General features: G+C 71.3%; 14 protein-coding genes. 5 read left to right on the top strand and 9 right to left on the bottom strand.

The window, feature by feature from the left end:
• Positions 1–15: 15 nt before the first annotated feature.
• The 3 genes from OHN19_RS07165 to OHN19_RS07155 form a co-directional block, all read right to left on the bottom strand.
• Complete coding sequence (locus OHN19_RS07165) at positions 16–1,401, bottom strand: glycoside hydrolase family 16 protein (RefSeq protein ID WP_330263338.1); 1,386 nt, start codon at positions 1,399–1,401, stop codon at positions 16–18.
• A gap of 171 nt (positions 1,402–1,572) precedes the next feature.
• On the bottom strand, positions 1,573–2,805 hold the full coding sequence (locus OHN19_RS07160) for a L,D-transpeptidase (protein ID WP_330263337.1): 1,233 nt from the start codon (positions 2,803–2,805) through the stop codon (positions 1,573–1,575).
• A gap of 171 nt (positions 2,806–2,976) precedes the next feature.
• The gene (locus tag OHN19_RS07155; RefSeq protein WP_330263336.1) at positions 2,977–5,076 is read right to left on the bottom strand and encodes an MMPL family transporter; all 2,100 of its coding nucleotides are present in this window, start codon (positions 5,074–5,076) and stop codon (positions 2,977–2,979) included.
• 198 nt (positions 5,077–5,274) lie between these two features.
• Between OHN19_RS07155 and OHN19_RS07150 the strand changes: the two genes are divergently transcribed.
• Complete coding sequence (locus tag OHN19_RS07150; RefSeq protein WP_330263335.1) at positions 5,275–5,682, top strand: VOC family protein; 408 nt, start codon at positions 5,275–5,277, stop codon at positions 5,680–5,682.
• Here the strand turns inward: OHN19_RS07150 and OHN19_RS07145 are convergent.
• Genes OHN19_RS07145 through OHN19_RS07130 form a run of 4 tightly spaced genes read right to left on the bottom strand, consistent with a single transcriptional unit; the run spans position 5,679 to position 8,836 of the window.
• The gene (locus tag OHN19_RS07145) at positions 5,679–6,347 is read right to left on the bottom strand and encodes a response regulator transcription factor (protein ID WP_330263334.1); all 669 of its coding nucleotides are present in this window, start codon (positions 6,345–6,347) and stop codon (positions 5,679–5,681) included. The two genes, OHN19_RS07150 and OHN19_RS07145, sit on opposite strands and share 4 nt — an antisense overlap.
• Positions 6,344–7,540, bottom strand: coding sequence for a sensor histidine kinase (locus OHN19_RS07140; RefSeq protein WP_330263333.1), 1,197 nt, complete (start codon positions 7,538–7,540; stop codon positions 6,344–6,346). The genes OHN19_RS07145 and OHN19_RS07140 overlap by 4 nt, the downstream gene beginning before the upstream one ends.
• Positions 7,541–7,598: 58 nt before the next feature.
• Positions 7,599–8,384, bottom strand: a complete 786-nt coding sequence (locus OHN19_RS07135; RefSeq protein ID WP_330263332.1) for an IclR family transcriptional regulator — start codon at positions 8,382–8,384, stop codon at positions 7,599–7,601.
• Complete coding sequence (locus OHN19_RS07130) at positions 8,381–8,836, bottom strand: MarR family winged helix-turn-helix transcriptional regulator (protein ID WP_123765274.1); 456 nt, start codon at positions 8,834–8,836, stop codon at positions 8,381–8,383. The genes OHN19_RS07135 and OHN19_RS07130 overlap by 4 nt, the downstream gene beginning before the upstream one ends.
• A gap of 173 nt (positions 8,837–9,009) precedes the next feature.
• On the opposite strand from OHN19_RS07130, the gene OHN19_RS07125 reads away from it, so the two are divergent.
• The 4 genes from OHN19_RS07125 to OHN19_RS07110 are packed head-to-tail and all read left to right on the top strand — an operon-like array spanning position 9,010 to position 12,779.
• Positions 9,010–9,927, top strand: coding sequence for an SDR family NAD(P)-dependent oxidoreductase (locus OHN19_RS07125; protein WP_330263331.1), 918 nt, complete (start codon positions 9,010–9,012; stop codon positions 9,925–9,927).
• The gene (locus OHN19_RS07120) at positions 9,927–10,802 is read left to right on the top strand and encodes an amidohydrolase family protein (RefSeq protein WP_330263330.1); all 876 of its coding nucleotides are present in this window, start codon (positions 9,927–9,929) and stop codon (positions 10,800–10,802) included. The genes OHN19_RS07125 and OHN19_RS07120 overlap by 1 nt, the downstream gene beginning before the upstream one ends.
• 10 nt (positions 10,803–10,812) lie before the next feature.
• Positions 10,813–12,315: a long-chain fatty acid--CoA ligase gene (locus OHN19_RS07115; RefSeq protein WP_330263329.1), complete on the top strand. Its 1,503-nt coding sequence runs from the start codon at positions 10,813–10,815 to the stop codon at positions 12,313–12,315.
• Positions 12,316–12,323: 8 nt separating this feature from the next.
• A complete protein-coding gene (locus OHN19_RS07110; protein ID WP_123764195.1) occupies positions 12,324–12,779 on the top strand; it encodes a MaoC family dehydratase in 456 nt (151 codons plus the stop codon).
• Between the two features lie 84 nt (positions 12,780–12,863).
• Here the strand turns inward: OHN19_RS07110 and OHN19_RS07105 are convergent, their stop codons facing one another.
• Positions 12,864–14,534 (bottom strand): PHP domain-containing protein, encoded by a 1,671-nt coding sequence (locus OHN19_RS07105; RefSeq protein WP_330263328.1) that lies wholly within the window; start codon positions 14,532–14,534, stop codon positions 12,864–12,866.
• Between the two features lie 11 nt (positions 14,535–14,545).
• Positions 14,546–16,381 carry a LamG-like jellyroll fold domain-containing protein gene (locus tag OHN19_RS07100; RefSeq protein WP_330263327.1) on the bottom strand — a complete coding sequence of 612 codons (1,836 nt, stop codon included), beginning with the start codon at positions 16,379–16,381 and terminating at the stop codon, positions 14,546–14,548.
• Positions 16,382–16,419: the final 38 nt, after the last annotated feature.

Raw genomic sequence — 16,419 nt, 5'->3', positions numbered from 1 at the left:
GGCTCAACCCGGCGGTCAGCGACCGAAGTTGAACCAGTTCACGTTGACGAAGTCCGCCGGCTGGCCGCTGGTGAAGGTCAGGTACACGTTGTGCGTGCCGGTGACGGAGCTGATGTTCGCGGGGACCGTTCTCCAGGACTGCCAGCCGCCCGTGTTGGCGATCGAGAAGCTGCCGACCGGAGTGGCCGTCGGGCTGTCAAGACGCACCTCGACCAGACCGCTCACCCCGCCCGCCGCGCCGCTCGCGACCCGGGCGACGAACTGAGTGGCCGCCGTGGAACCGAAGTTGACGTTCTGGTAGAGCGCCCAGTCGCCGTTGGCCAGCGAGGCGATGTTCTGGCCGCCGCCGGTGTCGGTCGTGGTCTCGGTGCCGACGCCGTTCTGGCCGTTGTAGGACTCCGCCTGGATCGTGCCGTACGCGTCCCGGCCGCCGGTCGGCGGGGGCGTGGTACCGCTCCCAGCCGCCGACAGCACCTGGACGTAGTCCACGACCATGGGCACGCCGGACTGGGTGCCGGAGTCCAGCCCGCCGCCGAACGCGTCCGGGAACGCGCCGCCCATCGCCACGTTGAGGATGATGAAGAACCCGTGGTTGGTGGCGTTGGTCCAGGTCGTGGCGTCCACCTGGCTCGCGTTGACCGAGTGGAACTGTGTGCCGTCCACGAGGAAGCGGATCGTCTCGGGGCTCACCGAGCGGTCCCACTCCATGGTGTACGTGTGGAAGGCGGACTGGCAGGTCGAGCCCGGGCAGGCGACGTTGTTGCCGATGCCGGTCGTCTCGTTGCAGGGGCCGCCCGGGTTGGTCCCGCAGTGCATGGTGGCCCACACGCGGTTCATGCCCTGGACGTTCTCCATGATGTCCAGCTCGCCGACGCTGGGCCAGTTCTGGTAGTTGCCGCGGTAGGGGGCGCCCAGCATCCAGAAGGCGGGCCAGTAGCCCTCGGCGGCGGTGCCGGTGACGTTCGGCATCTGGATGCGCGCCTCGACGCGCAGCTTGCCGCCGGCCGGGGGCTGGAAGTCGGTGCGGTTGGTCTCGATGCGGCCCGAGGTCCAGTTGCCGGACGCGTTGCGGATCGGGGTGATGCGCAGGTTGCCGTTGCCGTCCAGCGCCACGTTGCTGGTGCTGTTCGTCATCGTCTCGACCTCGCCGGTGCCCCAGTTCGCGGGGCCGCCCGGATACGAAGTGCCGGTGGCGTACTGCCAGTTCGAGGTGTTGACGCCGGTCCCTGCGGTGCCGTTGAAGTCGTCGACGAAGACCTGCGACCAGCCGGTCGGCGGGGTGGGGGCGGAGGCGTCGGCGGGGAGGGTGGCGGCCGTCGCCAGGGCGGCGGCCAGACCGAGGGTGCTCAGGACGGCGACGAGGGCCCGCCGTCGTCTGGGGATACCGGAGGTTTCACTCATGGGGGTGCCTCTCGGGTACGGGGAGAAGTGAGCGCGGGTGCCTTCGAGAGCCTTTGAGAGCGCTCTCAAAGTGGGCCCAATGTGCTCGCAGTCGCTCCGGTCGTCAAGAGGTTGAGCCGTGAAAGTCCTTTCGGGCCTGGTGAGTTCACCCCTTGAAACCGGGCATACCCGCTAAAGCGCGCTGCCCGCCTTCCAGTCCGCCCACGAGAGGTTCCAGCCGTTGAGTCCGTTCGACGCCTCCACGGTCCGCTCGCCGGAGTTCCTCACGATCACGACGTCGCCGAGCATGGAGCTGTCGTAGAACCTGTAGCCGTCCACGGAGGTGTCGTTCGCGCCCTTCGCGTCGTGCAGGCCGACGCAGCCGTGGCTGGTGTTCTCGTGCCCGAACACGGCGGTGGAGGCCCAGTAGTTGCCGTGCACGAAGGTGCCGGAGGTGGTGAGCCGCTGGGCGTGCGGCACGTCGGGGATGTCGTACTCGTCGCCGAGACCGACCGTCGAGGAGTCCATGTGGGTCTGCTTGAACCGCTCGCTGATCACCATGATCCCGGACCAGGTGGTGTGGTCGGGGTCGCCGCCGGAGACCGGGTAGGTGGCGATCGTCCTGCCGTCCCGCCGCACCACCATCTCCTTGGTGGACAGGTCCACCGTGCTGATCTGCTCGCGGCCGATGTGGAAGGTGACGTCCTTGGACTGCACGCCGTAGACGCCTTCCGTGGCCTGGACGTCCTTGAGCCGCAGACCGAGCGTGATCCTCGTGCCGGGCGCCCAGTAGGTCTCGGGCCGGAAGTCGAGCCGGGTGTCGCTGAACCAGTGGCCGACGATCTCCACCGCGGGCTCGGCGGTGACGGTGATCGCCTTCTGGACGGCGGCCCTGTCGGAGACGGCGTGGGTGAAGTTGATCGACACCGGCATGCCGACGCCGGAGGTGGAGTTCGCCTCGGGGGTGAAGTAGCCGACGAAGGTCTCGCCCGGGGACCTGGTGGTGAAGGTCGCGGTCTGTGGGGTGCCGTCCTCCGCGGTCGCCGTGACCGTGTACTTCGTGCCCGAGTAGGGGTTCCTCGCCGAAGTCCACTCGGTCTTGGTGCCGTTGAGGGATCCGGCCAGGGTGGAGCCGTCGTTGCCGGTCACCTTCACGGAGGCGAGGGTGCCGTCGGTGACGGTGACCCGGACGGGGCTGGAGAAGTCGGCCTTCGCGGTCCCGTCGGCGGGGGTGACGGCTATGGTCGCCTTCTTCGCCGGGGCCTGCGCGGACGGGGTGGAGGAGCCCTCCGAGGCGTCGGCGGAGCCGCTGCATCCCGTCAGGACGACAGCGGCCGGCACGGCACCCAGGGCGGCGAGCATCCCGCGCCGGGACCACCTCTGCGGCTGTCGCCCGGACCGGTTCGATATGTGCGGGACGCCCACGGCACACCTTCCTGAGATATCCACCTTCGCCGGGTGCATGCTGCCTCGCGCACATGTGCTGCTCCTTGGAATCACCGGGCCGTTCCCTGAGATTCCGGTGAGGACTGCCCCTGCGGAAGGGCACGGAGAGGAGGCCGGCCAGTCGGCCGGCCCCCTGATCCGTCGGGATCCTCAGGCGTTGCTCGGTACGTGCGGCTCCGGTGTCGCCTCACGCAGACCGAACCGTTCGTGTGCCGCGCGCAGCGGCTTCGGGGCCCACCAGGCCCGCCTGCCGAGCAGGGCCATCGTCGCCGGGACCAGCAGCATCCGTACGACCGTCGCGTCGATCAGCACGGCCAGGGTCAGGCCGAGGCCGATCTGCAGGATGGGTGAGAACCCGCCGGTCATGAAGGCGCCGAAGACCACCGCGAGCAGCAGCGCGGCACACGTGACCACCCGCCCCGAGCGGCGCAGCCCGGTGACGACGGCCTCCTGCTCGTCCCCGGTGTGCTGCCGCGCCTCCCGCATCCGGGCGAGGATGAAGATCTCGTAGTCCATGGCCAGCCCGAAGGCGATCGAGACGATCAGCGGGGGCGCCGTCAGGCTCAGCGCGCCCAGGCCCTCCCCGCCGAGCAGCCCGGCCCCGTGGCCGTCCTGGAAGACCCACACCACCACGCCGAGCGCGGCGCCCAGACTGAGCAGGGTGGTCGCGATCGTGCGCAGCGGGATCAGCACCGAACCGGTGAAGGCGAAGAGCAGGACGAAGATGCCGGCCAGGACGGTCAGGGCCGCCCAGGGTGCCCGCTCGGCGAGCATCGCGCGGAAGTCGACCAGCCGGGCCGCGACCCCGGTGACCTCGACGGGCTCGTCGCCGCGCACCTCCCTGACCCGCTCGACCAGGCCGGTGGCCGCCCCGCCGTCCACGCTGCCCGGCGGCCGCAGCTCCACGACCGTGGTGCCGCCCGGCAGGTCGCGGGACTCGGCGTGCGGGACCAGGGCGCGGACGCGGTCGGCGGTCGCGGGGTCGGTGCCGGGCCTGAGGACGACCACCACGGGGGAGACCCCGGTGCCCTTCGGGAAGTGCGCGTCGACGGTGTCGTACAACTGCCGTGCCTCGGTGCCGGCGGGCAGCTGGCGGGCGTCGCCGATGGCGATGCGCAGGCCGGTCACGGGCAGGGCCAGGAGCAGCAGGGCCGGGACCACGGTCACCAGGACGGCGATCCGGCGGCGCTGCGCGAAGCGGGCGAGGCGGGCGAAGACGCGGCCCTCCTCGTCCTCGGTGCGCGCCTTCGACGGCCGTATCCGCCCGCCGAACTTCGTGAGCAGCGCGGGCAGGAGGGTGACCGCGGCGAGCATGTCGACCACGACCACGGCGGCCACGGCCAGGCCCATGCTGCGCAGGAACACGCTCGGGAAGACCAGCAGTCCGGTGAGGCTGACGGCGACGGTGAGCCCGGAGAACAGTACGGTCCGGCCGGCCGCGGCAACCGTACGGTGCACGGCCTCGACCACGTCGTCGGTGTGCCGGCGTTCCTCGCGGAAGCGGACCAGCGTCAACAGGGCGTAGTCGACGGCGAGTCCGAGGCCCAGCATGGTGGTGACCTGGATCGCGTACACCGAGATGTCGGTGACCTGGCTGAAGACGAACAGGCCGAGGAACGCGCCCGCGATCCCGCTCACCGCGATCACCAGCGGCAGCGCGGCGGCGCGCAGTCCGCCGAACACGACGAGCAGCAGGGCGAGGACGACCGGCAGGGAGATCAACTCGGCGTTCTTCACGTCCTGCTGGGCCCGCTCGCCGAGCTGCCTGCCGAGGAGTTCGCCGCCGCTGACGTGGACGTCGGGCGCGTCGATCCGCTTGACGGTCTCGACGGCCGTGTCCGTGGCCTCCTCCTCGGCCTCGTCGCTGAGGCCGCCGTCGAAGGTGACGGGGATGACGAGGGCCTGTCCGTCGCGGGCGGTGAGGCCGGGGGTGGTGTACGGGTCCGGTACGTCGGCCACGCCGGCGATCTCGCGGACCTCGGCGACGGTCCGCTCGACCTGGGCGCGCAGGGCCGCGTCGGAGACGGCCTCGCCCGCGACGACCGCGGTGACGGACTCGCCGGTCGGGTCGATGCCGGAGAGGTAGTCGTCGGCCAGGTCGGACTCGGTGCCGGGGACGTCGGGCACGTCGTCGGAGAGGTCGGCGAAGACGCCCGTCCCGAGGCCGAAGCCGAGCAGCAGGAACGCCGCCCAGAGTCCGATGACGGTCAGCGGGCGGCGGGTCGCCGCCCGGGCGAGTGTGGAGAGCACGGGGGCCTCCCGGCGGGTTGGCGGTGGTCGATGGCACCCTCAGGCTCCTGCGGCCGGCGTGATCACCGGATCGCCGCCGCGAGCGGTTTCCAGGACTCCGTCGTACGGGTGAGTCCGGGGGCCGGCTCACTCCCGCGGGGGAGGAATCTTCGGTACCGGTGGGGGAGTTGACCTTGGGGACAGCTACAAGGAGGCCGTATGTCCGAGGTACCACCCACCGTCCGTGAACTCCGGCTCGTCGTCACGGCGGAGGACTACGACGAGGCGCTGCGCTTCTACCGGGACGTCCTGGGGCTGCCCGAACGGGCCGCGTTCTCCTCCCCGGACGGCAGGGTCACCATCCTGGAGGCGGGGCGAGCCACGCTGGAGCTGACCGACCCGAACCACGCGGCCTTCATCGACGAGGTCGAGGTCGGCAGGCGGGTCGCCGGGCACATCCGGGTGGCGTTCGAGGTGGACGACTCGACGGCCACCACGACGAGGCTGGCCGAGGCCGGCGCGGAAGTCGTCGCCGAGCCGACCCGCACACCGTGGAACTCCCTCAACTCCCGTCTGGAGGGGCCGGGTTCGCTCCAGCTCACCCTCTTCACGGAACTCGACGGCTAGGCGGAACCCGGCGTCACCAGGCCCGTCTCGTACGCGCAGATCACCGCCTGGACCCGGTCCCGCAGGCCCAGCTTGCTCAGGACGTTGCTGACGTGGGTCTTCACCGTGTGCTCGCTCACGAACAGGGTCGTGGCGATCTCCGCGTTGGACAGGCCCCGCGCCAGCATGCGCAGGGTCTCCACCTCGCGGGCGGTCAGGACGTCCAGGCGGTCGGGGGCGGGCTCGGTGGCCGTCTCCTCGCGGCGCCGGCGCACGATGTCCGCCACCAGGCGGCGGGTGATCGCCGGGGCGAGGAGGGAGTCGCCGCCCGCGACCACACGGACCGCGTGGACGAGGTCGTCGCGGCGGACGTCCTTCAGCAGGAAGCCGCTGGCGCCCGCGTACAGGGCGTCGTACACGTACTCGTCGAGGTCGAACGTGGTCAGCATGACCACCTTGCAGCCCGACTGCGCGCACACCCGCCGGGCCGCCTCCAGACCGTCCATGACCGGCATCCGGATGTCCAGGAGGAGCACGTCGGGCGTGTGCCGGCGGACCGCGTCGACCGCCTCGGCGCCGTTCCCGGCCTCGGCGACCACCTCGATGTCCGCCTGCGCCTCCAGGATCATGCTGAAGCCGCTGCGGACCAGTTCCTGGTCGTCGGCGACGACCACCCGGATGCTCACCCGAGGGCCGCCTCCCGGTCGGCGCCGGCGGGCAGCCGTACGACCACGCGGAAGCCCCCGTCCGGACCCGGCCCGGTCTCGGCGCTGCCCCCGCACGCGGCCGCCCGCTCCCTGAGGCCGATCAGCCCGTGCCCGCCTTCGGTCCGCGCGGGCCCGCTGCCGTCGTCGGTCACCGTGAGCGTCAACTCGTCCTCCGCCCAGTCGAGTTCCACCCGTGCGCAGGAAGCGTACGCGTGCTTCACGGTGTTGGTCAGGGCCTCCTGCACCGCGCGATAGGCGGCGACCTCGGTGTCCGGGGGCAGCGGGCGCGGCCGGCCGCGGATGCTCAGGTCGACACGCAGCCCGGTCGACTCGGAGACCTGGCGGACCAGGGACGGGAGTCCGGTGAGGTCGGGCTGCGGCAGCCGGGCGGCACCGCCCCGACGCTCCTCCTCCTTCAACACCCCGAGAATCCGCCGCAGTTGGGCCATCGCGTCCCGGCCGCTGGTCGCGATCGCGTCGAACGCGGCCTCGGCGCGGGCCGGATCGCTGCGGACCACGACCGGTCCGGCCTCCGCCTGGACGACCATCAGGCTCACCGCGTGCGCGAGGATGTCGTGCATGTCGCGGGCGATCCGGGAGCGTTCCTGGGCGATGGCCTTCGCGGTCTCCGCGGCCCGCTCCCGTTCCAGCCGGGCGGCCCGGTCCTCGACGGCCGCGGTGTACGCGCGCTGGACGCGGGCCAGCACACCGAGGCCGTACGCGCTGATCATGCCGGTGATGTGGAAGGCGTACTCGAAGGGCTGGGAGTGCTCCTTGTGCTGCATGGTCAGCACGGCCCCGAGCAGCCAGCTCGCCAGCATGCTGCGGCGCTGCCAGGGCAGGCCCTGGGCGGCCATGGTGTAGAGGACGACGAGGCCGCCGTAGAGCACGTCGGGCGGCGGGGCGTGGTAGTAGGCCATCGCGGTGGTGGCCGCCGAGACCGCCAGGGCGGACGCGTAGGGGGAGCGGCGCCGCCACACCAGGGGGACGGCGGTGGCGGCTCCCAGCAGCCAGCCCGTCAGGGTGAGCCGGTCGTCCCCCTCGTCCGGGAACATCCACTGGAGCGACGCGGCGAACAGCACCAGCACGGCGAGCGCGCCGTCGACGACGTACGGGTTCGTCGTCCGCAGGCGGGTCACGACGAGGTCGTACAGGGACCGTGCGGCGGACATGAGCGGCTCCTCGGGGCCGGGGCCGTTCCAGTATCACGACGCCGGGGCGGCCGGGGCCTCACCGGTGCGAGGGATATCCGGCGCCCGAACGGGGCGTGACAGTGGGCTGCCAGCCCAGCGCCCGCGAGATCCCCAGCGCCGCGAGCCGTACCGCCGGGACCAGCACCGGCACCTGGGCGTCGGCCTGGGGCACCACGACCGACACGGCGGCCACCACCGTGCCGTCCGGACCGCACACCGGGGCCGCCACCGACAGGGCGTCGTCGGTGACCTGACGGCTGCTCACCGCCACGCCCGTGCGCCGGACCTCGGCCAGGACCCGGCGCAGCTTCGCCGGTTCGGCGATCGTGTACGGCGTGAAGATCGCGAGCGGACTCGCGCAGTACTCCTCCTGCTCCCGCGGTTCGCAGTGCGCCAGCAGCACCAGGCCGACCCCGGTCGCGTGCAGCGGCCAGCGCGCGCCGACCCGGATGTGCACGCCGACCGACGAACGCCCCGAGATCCACTCGATGTAGACGACGTCCGAACCGTCCCGCACCGCCAACTGCACGTTCTCGTGGGTGGCTTCGTACAGGTCCTCCAGGTACGGCAGCGCCAGCTGCCGGAGCGCGACCCCGCGCGGCGCGAGCGCGGCCACCTCCCAGAGGCGGAGCCCGACGTGGTAGACCCCGGCCTCGTCCCGCTCCAGCGCGCCCCAGTCGGTCAGGGCGCCCACCAGGCGGTGCGTGGTCGTCAGGGTCAGGCCCGCCCGCCGGCTGATGTCGGTCAGGGACAGCGCCGGGTGGTCGTGGTCGAACGCGGCGAGCACGGACAGCAGCCGGTCCGGCGCGGAACGCACGGTCATGGCTGGTCGGCGACTCTCAGCAGCAGGGCCTGGAGGGTCTCGCGCTCGGCCGGGTCGAGCGGGGCGAGCAGGTCGTTGGTGACCCGTCTGCCCGCCTCGTCGGTGCCGCGCAGGAAGGCGCGGCCGTCCTCGGTCAGCACGACGATCTTGCTGCGCCGGTCGTCGGGGGAGGGCCGGCGCTCGGTCATCCCCAGCTTCTCCAGGTCGTCGACCAGGCCGACGATCGCGCTCGGGTCGTAGCCGAGCCGGGTGCTCAGCTCGCGCTGGAGGGCGCCCTCGGACCCGGCGAGATAGCGCAGCACCGCGTAGTGCCGCAGCCTCAGGCCCGACTCCTGGAGGAACGTGTTGAACAGCTGACCCGAGCGCAGGCCGAGGCGGTACAGCAGATAACCGGTGTCCGCGTGCAGCCCGCGCATCCACGGCTCCTCCGAGTCGATGGGCTTCGGGGTCACGTGCTGGCTTGTGATGGCGGGCTCCCTGGGTCGGTGCGTCATCCGAATTCCAGCATGACGCACGCGAAGGTCGCCAACAACTATTGACGTCAACAATTATTGCTCCTAGCTTCGATCTCGTAGCCGCGCTCCCCGTGACCCCGGGGAAGCACCCCATGTGAAGGGACCCCGTCGTGCCCAGCATCGATCTCTCCGGCAAGGTCGCCGTCGTCACCGGCAGCGGCCGGGGCCTCGGCCTCGCCTACGCGCACGCCCTGGCCGCCCACGGCGCCTCCGTGGTCGTCAACGACGTCGACGAGGCGGTCGCCGAGCAGGCCGTGAAGTCCATCGCCGAGGCCGGCGGCACCGCCGTCGCCGAGGTCGTCCCGGTCGGCACCACCGAGGCCGCCGAGCGGCTCGTGAACCGGGCCGTGGAGGAGTTCGGGCGGCTGGACATCCTGGTCACCAACGCCGGCATCCTGCGCGACAAGGTGCTGTGGAAGATGACCGACGACGACTTCGACGCGGTGATCACCACCCACCTCAAGGGCACCTTCACCTGCGCCCGCGCCGCCGCCGTGCGCATGCGCGAGCAGGGTGAGGGCGGCACCCTGATCCTGGTCGGCTCCCCGGCCGGCCAGCGCGGCAACTTCGGGCAGACGAACTACGCCGCCGCCAAGGCCGGCATCGCCGCCTTCGCCCGCACCTGGTCCATGGAGCTGGGCCGCGCGAACATCACCGTCAACGCGATCGTGCCGGTGGCGGCCACCGCGATGACCGAGACCATCCCCGCCTTCGCCCCGTACATCGAGGCCATGAAGAACGGCGAGCCGCTGCCGGACTTCCTCCGCAAGGGCGAGGGTTTCGGCACCCCCGAGGACTGCGCGGCCCTGGTCCCCTTCCTCGCCTCCGAGGCCGCCCGGGGCATCACCGGGCAGGCCATCGGCATCGGCGGCGACAAGGTGGCACTCTGGTCCCATCCGCAGGAGATCAAGGCGGCCTACGCCGACGGCGGCTGGACCCCCGAGACGCTGGCCGACGCCTTCCCCACGTCGGTCGGCGCCGAGCTCCAGACGGTCGGCATCCCGGCGCCGAAGTTCCCGGAGGCCTGATGAACATCGAGGACCTGGTCGCCATCGACGTCCACACCCACGCGGAGGTGTCCTCCAAGGGCCACTCCTCCCTGGACGACGACCTCCACGACGCCTCCTCGGCCTACTTCAAGGTCGAGGGCAAGCGGAAGCCGACCCTGGAGGAGACGGCGGCCTACTACCGCGAGCGGAAGATGGCCGCCGTGATCTTCACGGTCGACGCCGAGTCCGCGACCGGCACGGCCCCCGTCCCCAACGAGGAGGTCGCCGAGGCGGCCGCCGCCAACTCCGACGTACTGATCCCCTTCGCCTCCATCGACCCCTTCCGCGGCAAGGCGGGCGTCAAGCAGGCCCGCCGGCTGGTGGAGGAGTACGGGGTGAAGGGCTTCAAGTTCCACCCCAGCATCCAGGGCTTCTTCCCCAACGACCGCTCGGTGGCCTACGACCTCTACGAGGTGATCGAGGAGACGGGCACCATCGCCCTCTTCCACACCGGGCAGACGGGCATCGGGGCCGGGGTCCCGGGCGGCGGGGGGATCAGGCTGAAGTACTCGAACCCCCTCCACGTGGACGACGTCGCCGCGGACTTCCCGCACCTGAAGATCATCCTGGCGCACCCGTCGTTCCCCTGGCAGGACGAGGCCCTCGCCGTCGCCACGCACAAGCCGGGCGTCCACATCGACCTGTCCGGCTGGTCGCCGAAGTACTTCCCGCCGCAGCTCGTGCAGTACGCGAACACGCTGCTCAAGGACAAGGTCCTCTTCGGCTCCGACTTCCCCGTCCTCACCCCCGACCGCTGGCTCGCCGACTTCGAGAAGCTGTCGATCAAGGACGAGGTGAAGCCGAGGATCCTCAAGGAGAACGCCGCCCGTCTGCTCGGGCTGACCAAGCCGTAAGGGGCCCCAGATGCGCAACGAGGGACTGGGTTCGTGGCCCGCACGCCGGGCCCGCAAGACCCCGCACCGCACCGCCCTGATCCACGGCGACACGACAGTCACCTACGCCGAGCTGCACACCCGCGTCACCCGCCTCGCGCACGCCCTGCGCGCCCGGGGCATCCGGCGCGGCGACCGGGTCGCCTACCTGGGCCCCAACCACCCCTCCTACCTGGAGACGCTGTTCGCGGCCGGCACCCTCGGCGCGGTCTTCGTCCCCCTCAACACCCGCCTCGCCGGACCGGAGATCGCCTACCAGCTCTCCGACTCCGGGGCCAGGGCGCTGATCTACGGCCCCTCGCACGCGGGGCTGGTCGCCGGACTGCCGGGCAGCACCGACGTCCGTACGTACGTCGAAGTCGGCCCCGAATACGAGCAGTTGCTCGCCGAGGCGCCGACCGAACCCATCGACGAGCCGGTCATCCCCGACGACACCTGCATCATCATGTACACCTCGGGCACGACAGGGCGGCCCAAGGGCGCCATGCTCACCCACGGCAACCTCACGTGGAACGCGATCAACGTCCTCGTCGACCACGACCTGATCGCCGACGAACGCGCCCTGGTCTCCGCCCCGTTGTTCCACACGGCGGGCCTGAACATGCTGACCCTGCCGGTGCTGCTGAAGGGCGGCACCTGCGTCCTGGTCGAGGCCTTCGACGCCGACGCGACCTTCGACCTGATCGCACAGCACCGGATCACCTTCATGTTCGGGGTGCCGACGATGTTCGAGCAGGTGGCGCGGCACCCGCGCTGGGCGGACGCGGACCTGTCCTCCCTGCGCATCCTGACCTGCGGCGGCTCCCCGGTGTCGACCTGGCTGATCACCGCGTACGGGGAGCGGGGGCTCACCTTCCTCCAGGGCTACGGCATGACCGAGGCGTCCCCCGGCACCCTGCTGCTGGACGCCGAGCACTGCGCCAGCAAGGTCGGCTCGGCGGGCGTCCCGCACTTCTTCAGCGATGTCCGGGTCGTACGGCCGGACCTGGCGCCCGTCGACGTCGGCGAGACCGGCGAGGTCGTGCTCCGGGGCCCGCACGTCATGCCCGGCTACTGGGGGCTCCCCGAGGAGACCGCCGCCTCCTTCACCGACGGCTGGTTCCGCAGCGGGGACGCGGCCCGGATCGACGAGGACGGGTACGTCTTCATCGTCGACCGCATCAAGGACATGATCATCTCGGGCGGCGAGAACATCTACCCCGCCGAGATCGAGGACCTGCTCCTCGGCCATCCGGACATCGCCGAGTGCGCGGTCATCGGCGTCCCGGACGAGAAGTGGGGCGAGGTGCCGCGGGCGGTGGTCGTCCCGCGCGAGGGCGCCACGCCCGACCCCGACGAGGTCCTGGCCTCCCTGGCCGGCCGGCTCGCCAAGTACAAGATCCCCAAGTCGGTGGTGGTCGCGGACGAACTCCCGCGCACCGCCTCCGGAAAGCTCCTCAAGTCCCGGGTGCGCAAGCGCTACGGCAACAGTTAAGGAACCCCATGAGCCTCACCGTGAACGGCCTCGACGAACTGAAGAAGCTCGCGGGCAGCGACCTCGGCACCAGCGAGTGGATCGAGGTCACCCAGGAGCGCATCGACACCTTCGCCGACGCCACGGGCGACCACCAGTGGATCCACGTCGACCCGGCGCGCGCCGCCGAGGGCCCCTTCGGCGCCCCGATCGCCCACGGCTACCTCACGCTGTCGTTGTTCATCCCCCTGTTCACCGAGCTGCTGGACGTCCAGGGCGTCACCACGAAGGTCAACTACGGCCTGAACAAGGTCCGTTTCCCCTCGCCGGTGAAGGTCGGTTCCCGCATCCGCCTGGTCGCCAAGCTCACGGAGGTCGAGGAGGTGCCGGGCGGTGTCCAGATCACCGTCGACGGGGCGATCGAGATCGAGGGCGGCGCGAAGCCGGCGGCGGTGCTCCAGAGTCTTTCCCGGTTCTACGCCTAGGACCTGCCGGGCCGAGGCGGTGGGGAACCGCGGGACCGTCGTGGCTGGTCGCGCAGTTCCCCGCGCCCCTTCGGGGCGCTTGCCTCAGCCGGTGACGTCGACGAAGACCGGGTTGGAGTAGAACCACGTGTCCGCCCACGGGTCGCCGTCGCCGGGCTCGTGCGGAATCGGGCCGTGCGGGTCGATCGAGGCACCCAGGTACCCCGTACCGTGCCGCTTTCCGTCGCTGCCTCGCAGGCGGACGTAGAAGGACTCGTCCCCCGCGGTCAGCGGGATGCGCAGGGTGTACGTGCCCTTCCGGCCCGACACGTCCTTCGTCGCCACGACCTTGGTGTCGGGCGCCCGCCAGGTGTCCCGGTCGGCCACCGGGCCGCGCACCGCGCCCCGGATGACGTCCACGTGCGCCAACTCGGGCAGGATTCCCTGCGGGTTGGGGCGGGAGGCGGACGTGACCGTCACGTACAGCGTGATCCGCTCGCCCCTGCGGACCCGCAGCCGGCCGCCCAGCGTCACACCGCGCCCGGAGTCGCAGTCCCGCTTCACACGGACGTCGAGCCCGTCGAGCAGGTGCCCGTGGTCCACCCAGACCCGGCCCGCGCGCAGGCCCGCCATCACCGAGCGGTAGCCGTAGCGGGTCACGCCGACGTGGGTGCGGCTGAACTCGCCCGGCCAGAAGTCGCTGCCGGGCTGCGGGGTGTCGGTGTTCACCGGGTCGGGCAGCTTGCCGGTGTTGTCGAAGTTCTGCCCGGCCGGCCAGTCGCCGTTCTTCCAGGTGTCGAAGACCGTGCGGTGGTTGTCGGAGTTCGTGGTGATCGAGTACAGGCTGCCCTCGGCCAGCATCGAGTCCCACAGACCGCCGACGGTCGCCGTCGCCCAGTCGAAACCGCCGTACGTCACATACGCCTCGGCCGGATAGCCCGCCCAGGACTGCGCCGAGGGCTTGTTCTCGTACTCGCCGCGGATGGACGTCGGCGAGCGCCAGCCGGGGAGCGCGGCGCCCTGGGCGCCCGGTGCGCCCTCCATGCCGATCATGATCTCGGGGGCCGCGTCCCGCCAGGCGCGCATCTCGTGCGGGGAGTCGATGCCGAGCCGCAGCGGGTGGTTGGCGATGACGAGGACGTCGTCCACGTAGCCCGAACGGCGCTGCTCCGCCAGCCACTTGATGGCCTTGACGGCATGTGCCTCGTTGCGGGCGGTGTCCGTCGCGCCCGCGGCGCCCTCGGTGTAGCCGAGCAGCTTGCCGTCGTACGCGAGCTCGAACTGCGTGAGCAGGTCGGTCTCGTGGGGACCCGGCGCGGCGAACACCGTGCAGTGCTCGGCGGCCGGGATGTACCACTCCAGGCCCTGGAAGATCAGCTGACGCGGGTTCTGTGCGCGGGCCTTGACGATCTCCGCGTGCTCCAGCTTCGCGCCGTAGTTCGCGTGACCGAAGTTTGAGTGCTCGTTGAACACCATCCAGTCCAGGCCGTACCGCGCGGCGGCCTGCGCCAGTTGGGAGAAGGTGTACTTCGCGTCGTGGCTGTAGACGGAGTGCACGTGGTGGTCGCCGACGAGGTAGGCGAGCCGGGGGTCGTCGCCGCCGAAACCCGGCCCGCGAGAAGAGGCGAAGGCGGGAGTGGCGGCCGACCCGAGGGCGAACGCGGCGCCGAACAGGCCCGCGCGGCGCAGGAGTCCGCGTCTGGACACGCCCTGGGCGTCGAGGTCGGCGGCGGAGACGGAGGGGTCGGCCCAGGAGGGCAGCTGCTGCTCGGTCATGGTGGTCTCCATCAGTGGGTCATGAAGGACGAGACGGGCAGCGCCCGCGACACGATCCGGACGTCGCCGAGGCGGCCGTAGAAGATCTGGTCGATCTTGTCGGCGTAGGTGTAGCCGCCCAGCAGCCACGGCTCGCCGACCGAGGTGATCCCGACGGCGGACGCCTTCGGGTTGCGGACGACCGGGCAGCCCTGGACGTACAGCGTGGTGTGCTTGCCGTCGTTGACGACGGCGAGGTGCCACCAGGTCTCCAGCGGTGTCTCCTGGCCCCAGTTGGTGGCGATGCTCTCCTGGTTGAGCGGGCGCATGGCCCACTGCGGCTCGCGGTCGTTGGACAGCGACAGCGTGGCGAGCGGCTCGTCGGGGTCGTCGCCGGTCTTGCCCGCCGCCCCGCCGGTACCTCGCCGACTGACCAGTCCCGCCCAGGCGTTGTGGTCCGGGTCCCAGTCGGCCGGCATGCGGTAGAACACCTCGATGGTGTAACCGTCCTTGAACACCGCCGAGTTGAGCGGCGCCTTGTCGACGGTCTGGAGATAGGCGCCCTTCAACGGCGACTTGAAGCCCTGGAACTCCAGGCTGCCGTGGCCGGGCTGGTCGGGGTGGTGGTCCGCGGACCAGCCGAGCGAGCCGCCGCCGACCGAGACGACGGTGAGGTCGTTGCCCTTGCCGGAGAGGTCGCGGACCGTGCCGGAGACCGCCGAGTCGAAGCGCCAGTACGCGGCCGTACCCGGTATCAGCATCTTCGAGGCCGGACGGACCGGGCGCGCGGGGACGGGGTCGAAGCCGGCGAAGCGCTCCGCGAAGTCGATCTCGACCGTGAACCGGTCGGCGTCGCCGCTGAGTTCGATCTCCTGCCGCTCCAGCTCGTTGAGGCCCTTGGCGGCCCGGCCGAGGATCCACGGGGAGACCGTCTCCACGTCGATCACGCCCCGGTCGAGGTCGAAGCGGTACAGGCGGATCATGGCCGCGCCGCCGAAGTACCGGTTCTGGTAGTTCGTCAGGTGCAGGTGGACGTCGTTGCCCGCGGTGTTCTTCCGGGTCGCGCGGCCGGCCGGCCAGTAGTGGCCGTTGAGGGTGAGGAAGATCTGGTCGTGGTCCTTGACCAGCTGGTCCCACAGCTGCTGCCCGTAGTCCGACAGGGTGTCGTCCGCTACGACCAGCTCGTGCGTGGTCAGGACCACCGGGGTCTTCGGGTGGGCGGCCAGGACGTTCCGCGCCCAGGCGTACCCCTGGTCGGACAGCCGCCAGTCCAGGGCGAGGACCAGCCACTCGCGCCCCGCGGCCCGGAACAGGTGGTAGGTGTTGTAGCCGTCGGCGGAGGCGCCCCCGAAGGTCTGGTGCCCCTTGAACCGGGACGGCCCGAACGCGTCCAGGTACGGCGTCGTACCGCGCTGGTCGGTGGTGGACGACTTCACGTCGTGGTTGCCCGCGAGGACGCTGTAGCCGACCCCGCGCCGGTCCAGCAGTTCGAACGCCTCGCTGATCGCGGCGAATTCGGGAGCCGCCCCGTTCTGCGTGAGGTCGCCCAGGTGGGACAGGAAGACGATGTTCTCGTCCTTGCCGTGCTCCAGCAGATACCGCAGCGAGGCCTCCACGGGCGCCTTGTCGATGCTCGGCCCGTCGAAGAGGTACTGCGTGTCGGGCATCACGGCGAGCGTGAAGCGCCGGCTCTCGGCGTCGGGACGCCGGACGGACACAGTGTCGGGGGCGGCCTCCGCCACGGCGGGCAGGGTGACCCCGGCGGTGGCCGCGGCGCCCAGCAGTGCCGTGGCCCGCAGGAAACTGCGCCGGCCGGCGCCGGCCTGTGCGGCCTCCTGGCCGTGGTCGTGCTCATGCGAAGTACACACGTGTGCTCCCAGAGGGACGTGAAGCTCGGTGAGGGGGG

The sequence above is a fragment of the Streptomyces griseorubiginosus genome (assembly GCF_036345115.1).
Classification (GTDB): domain Bacteria; phylum Actinomycetota; class Actinomycetes; order Streptomycetales; family Streptomycetaceae; genus Streptomyces; species Streptomyces griseorubiginosus_C.
Note: the sequence above shows the minus strand (reverse complement) of the source record. Positions and strands in the feature narration are given on the sequence as shown.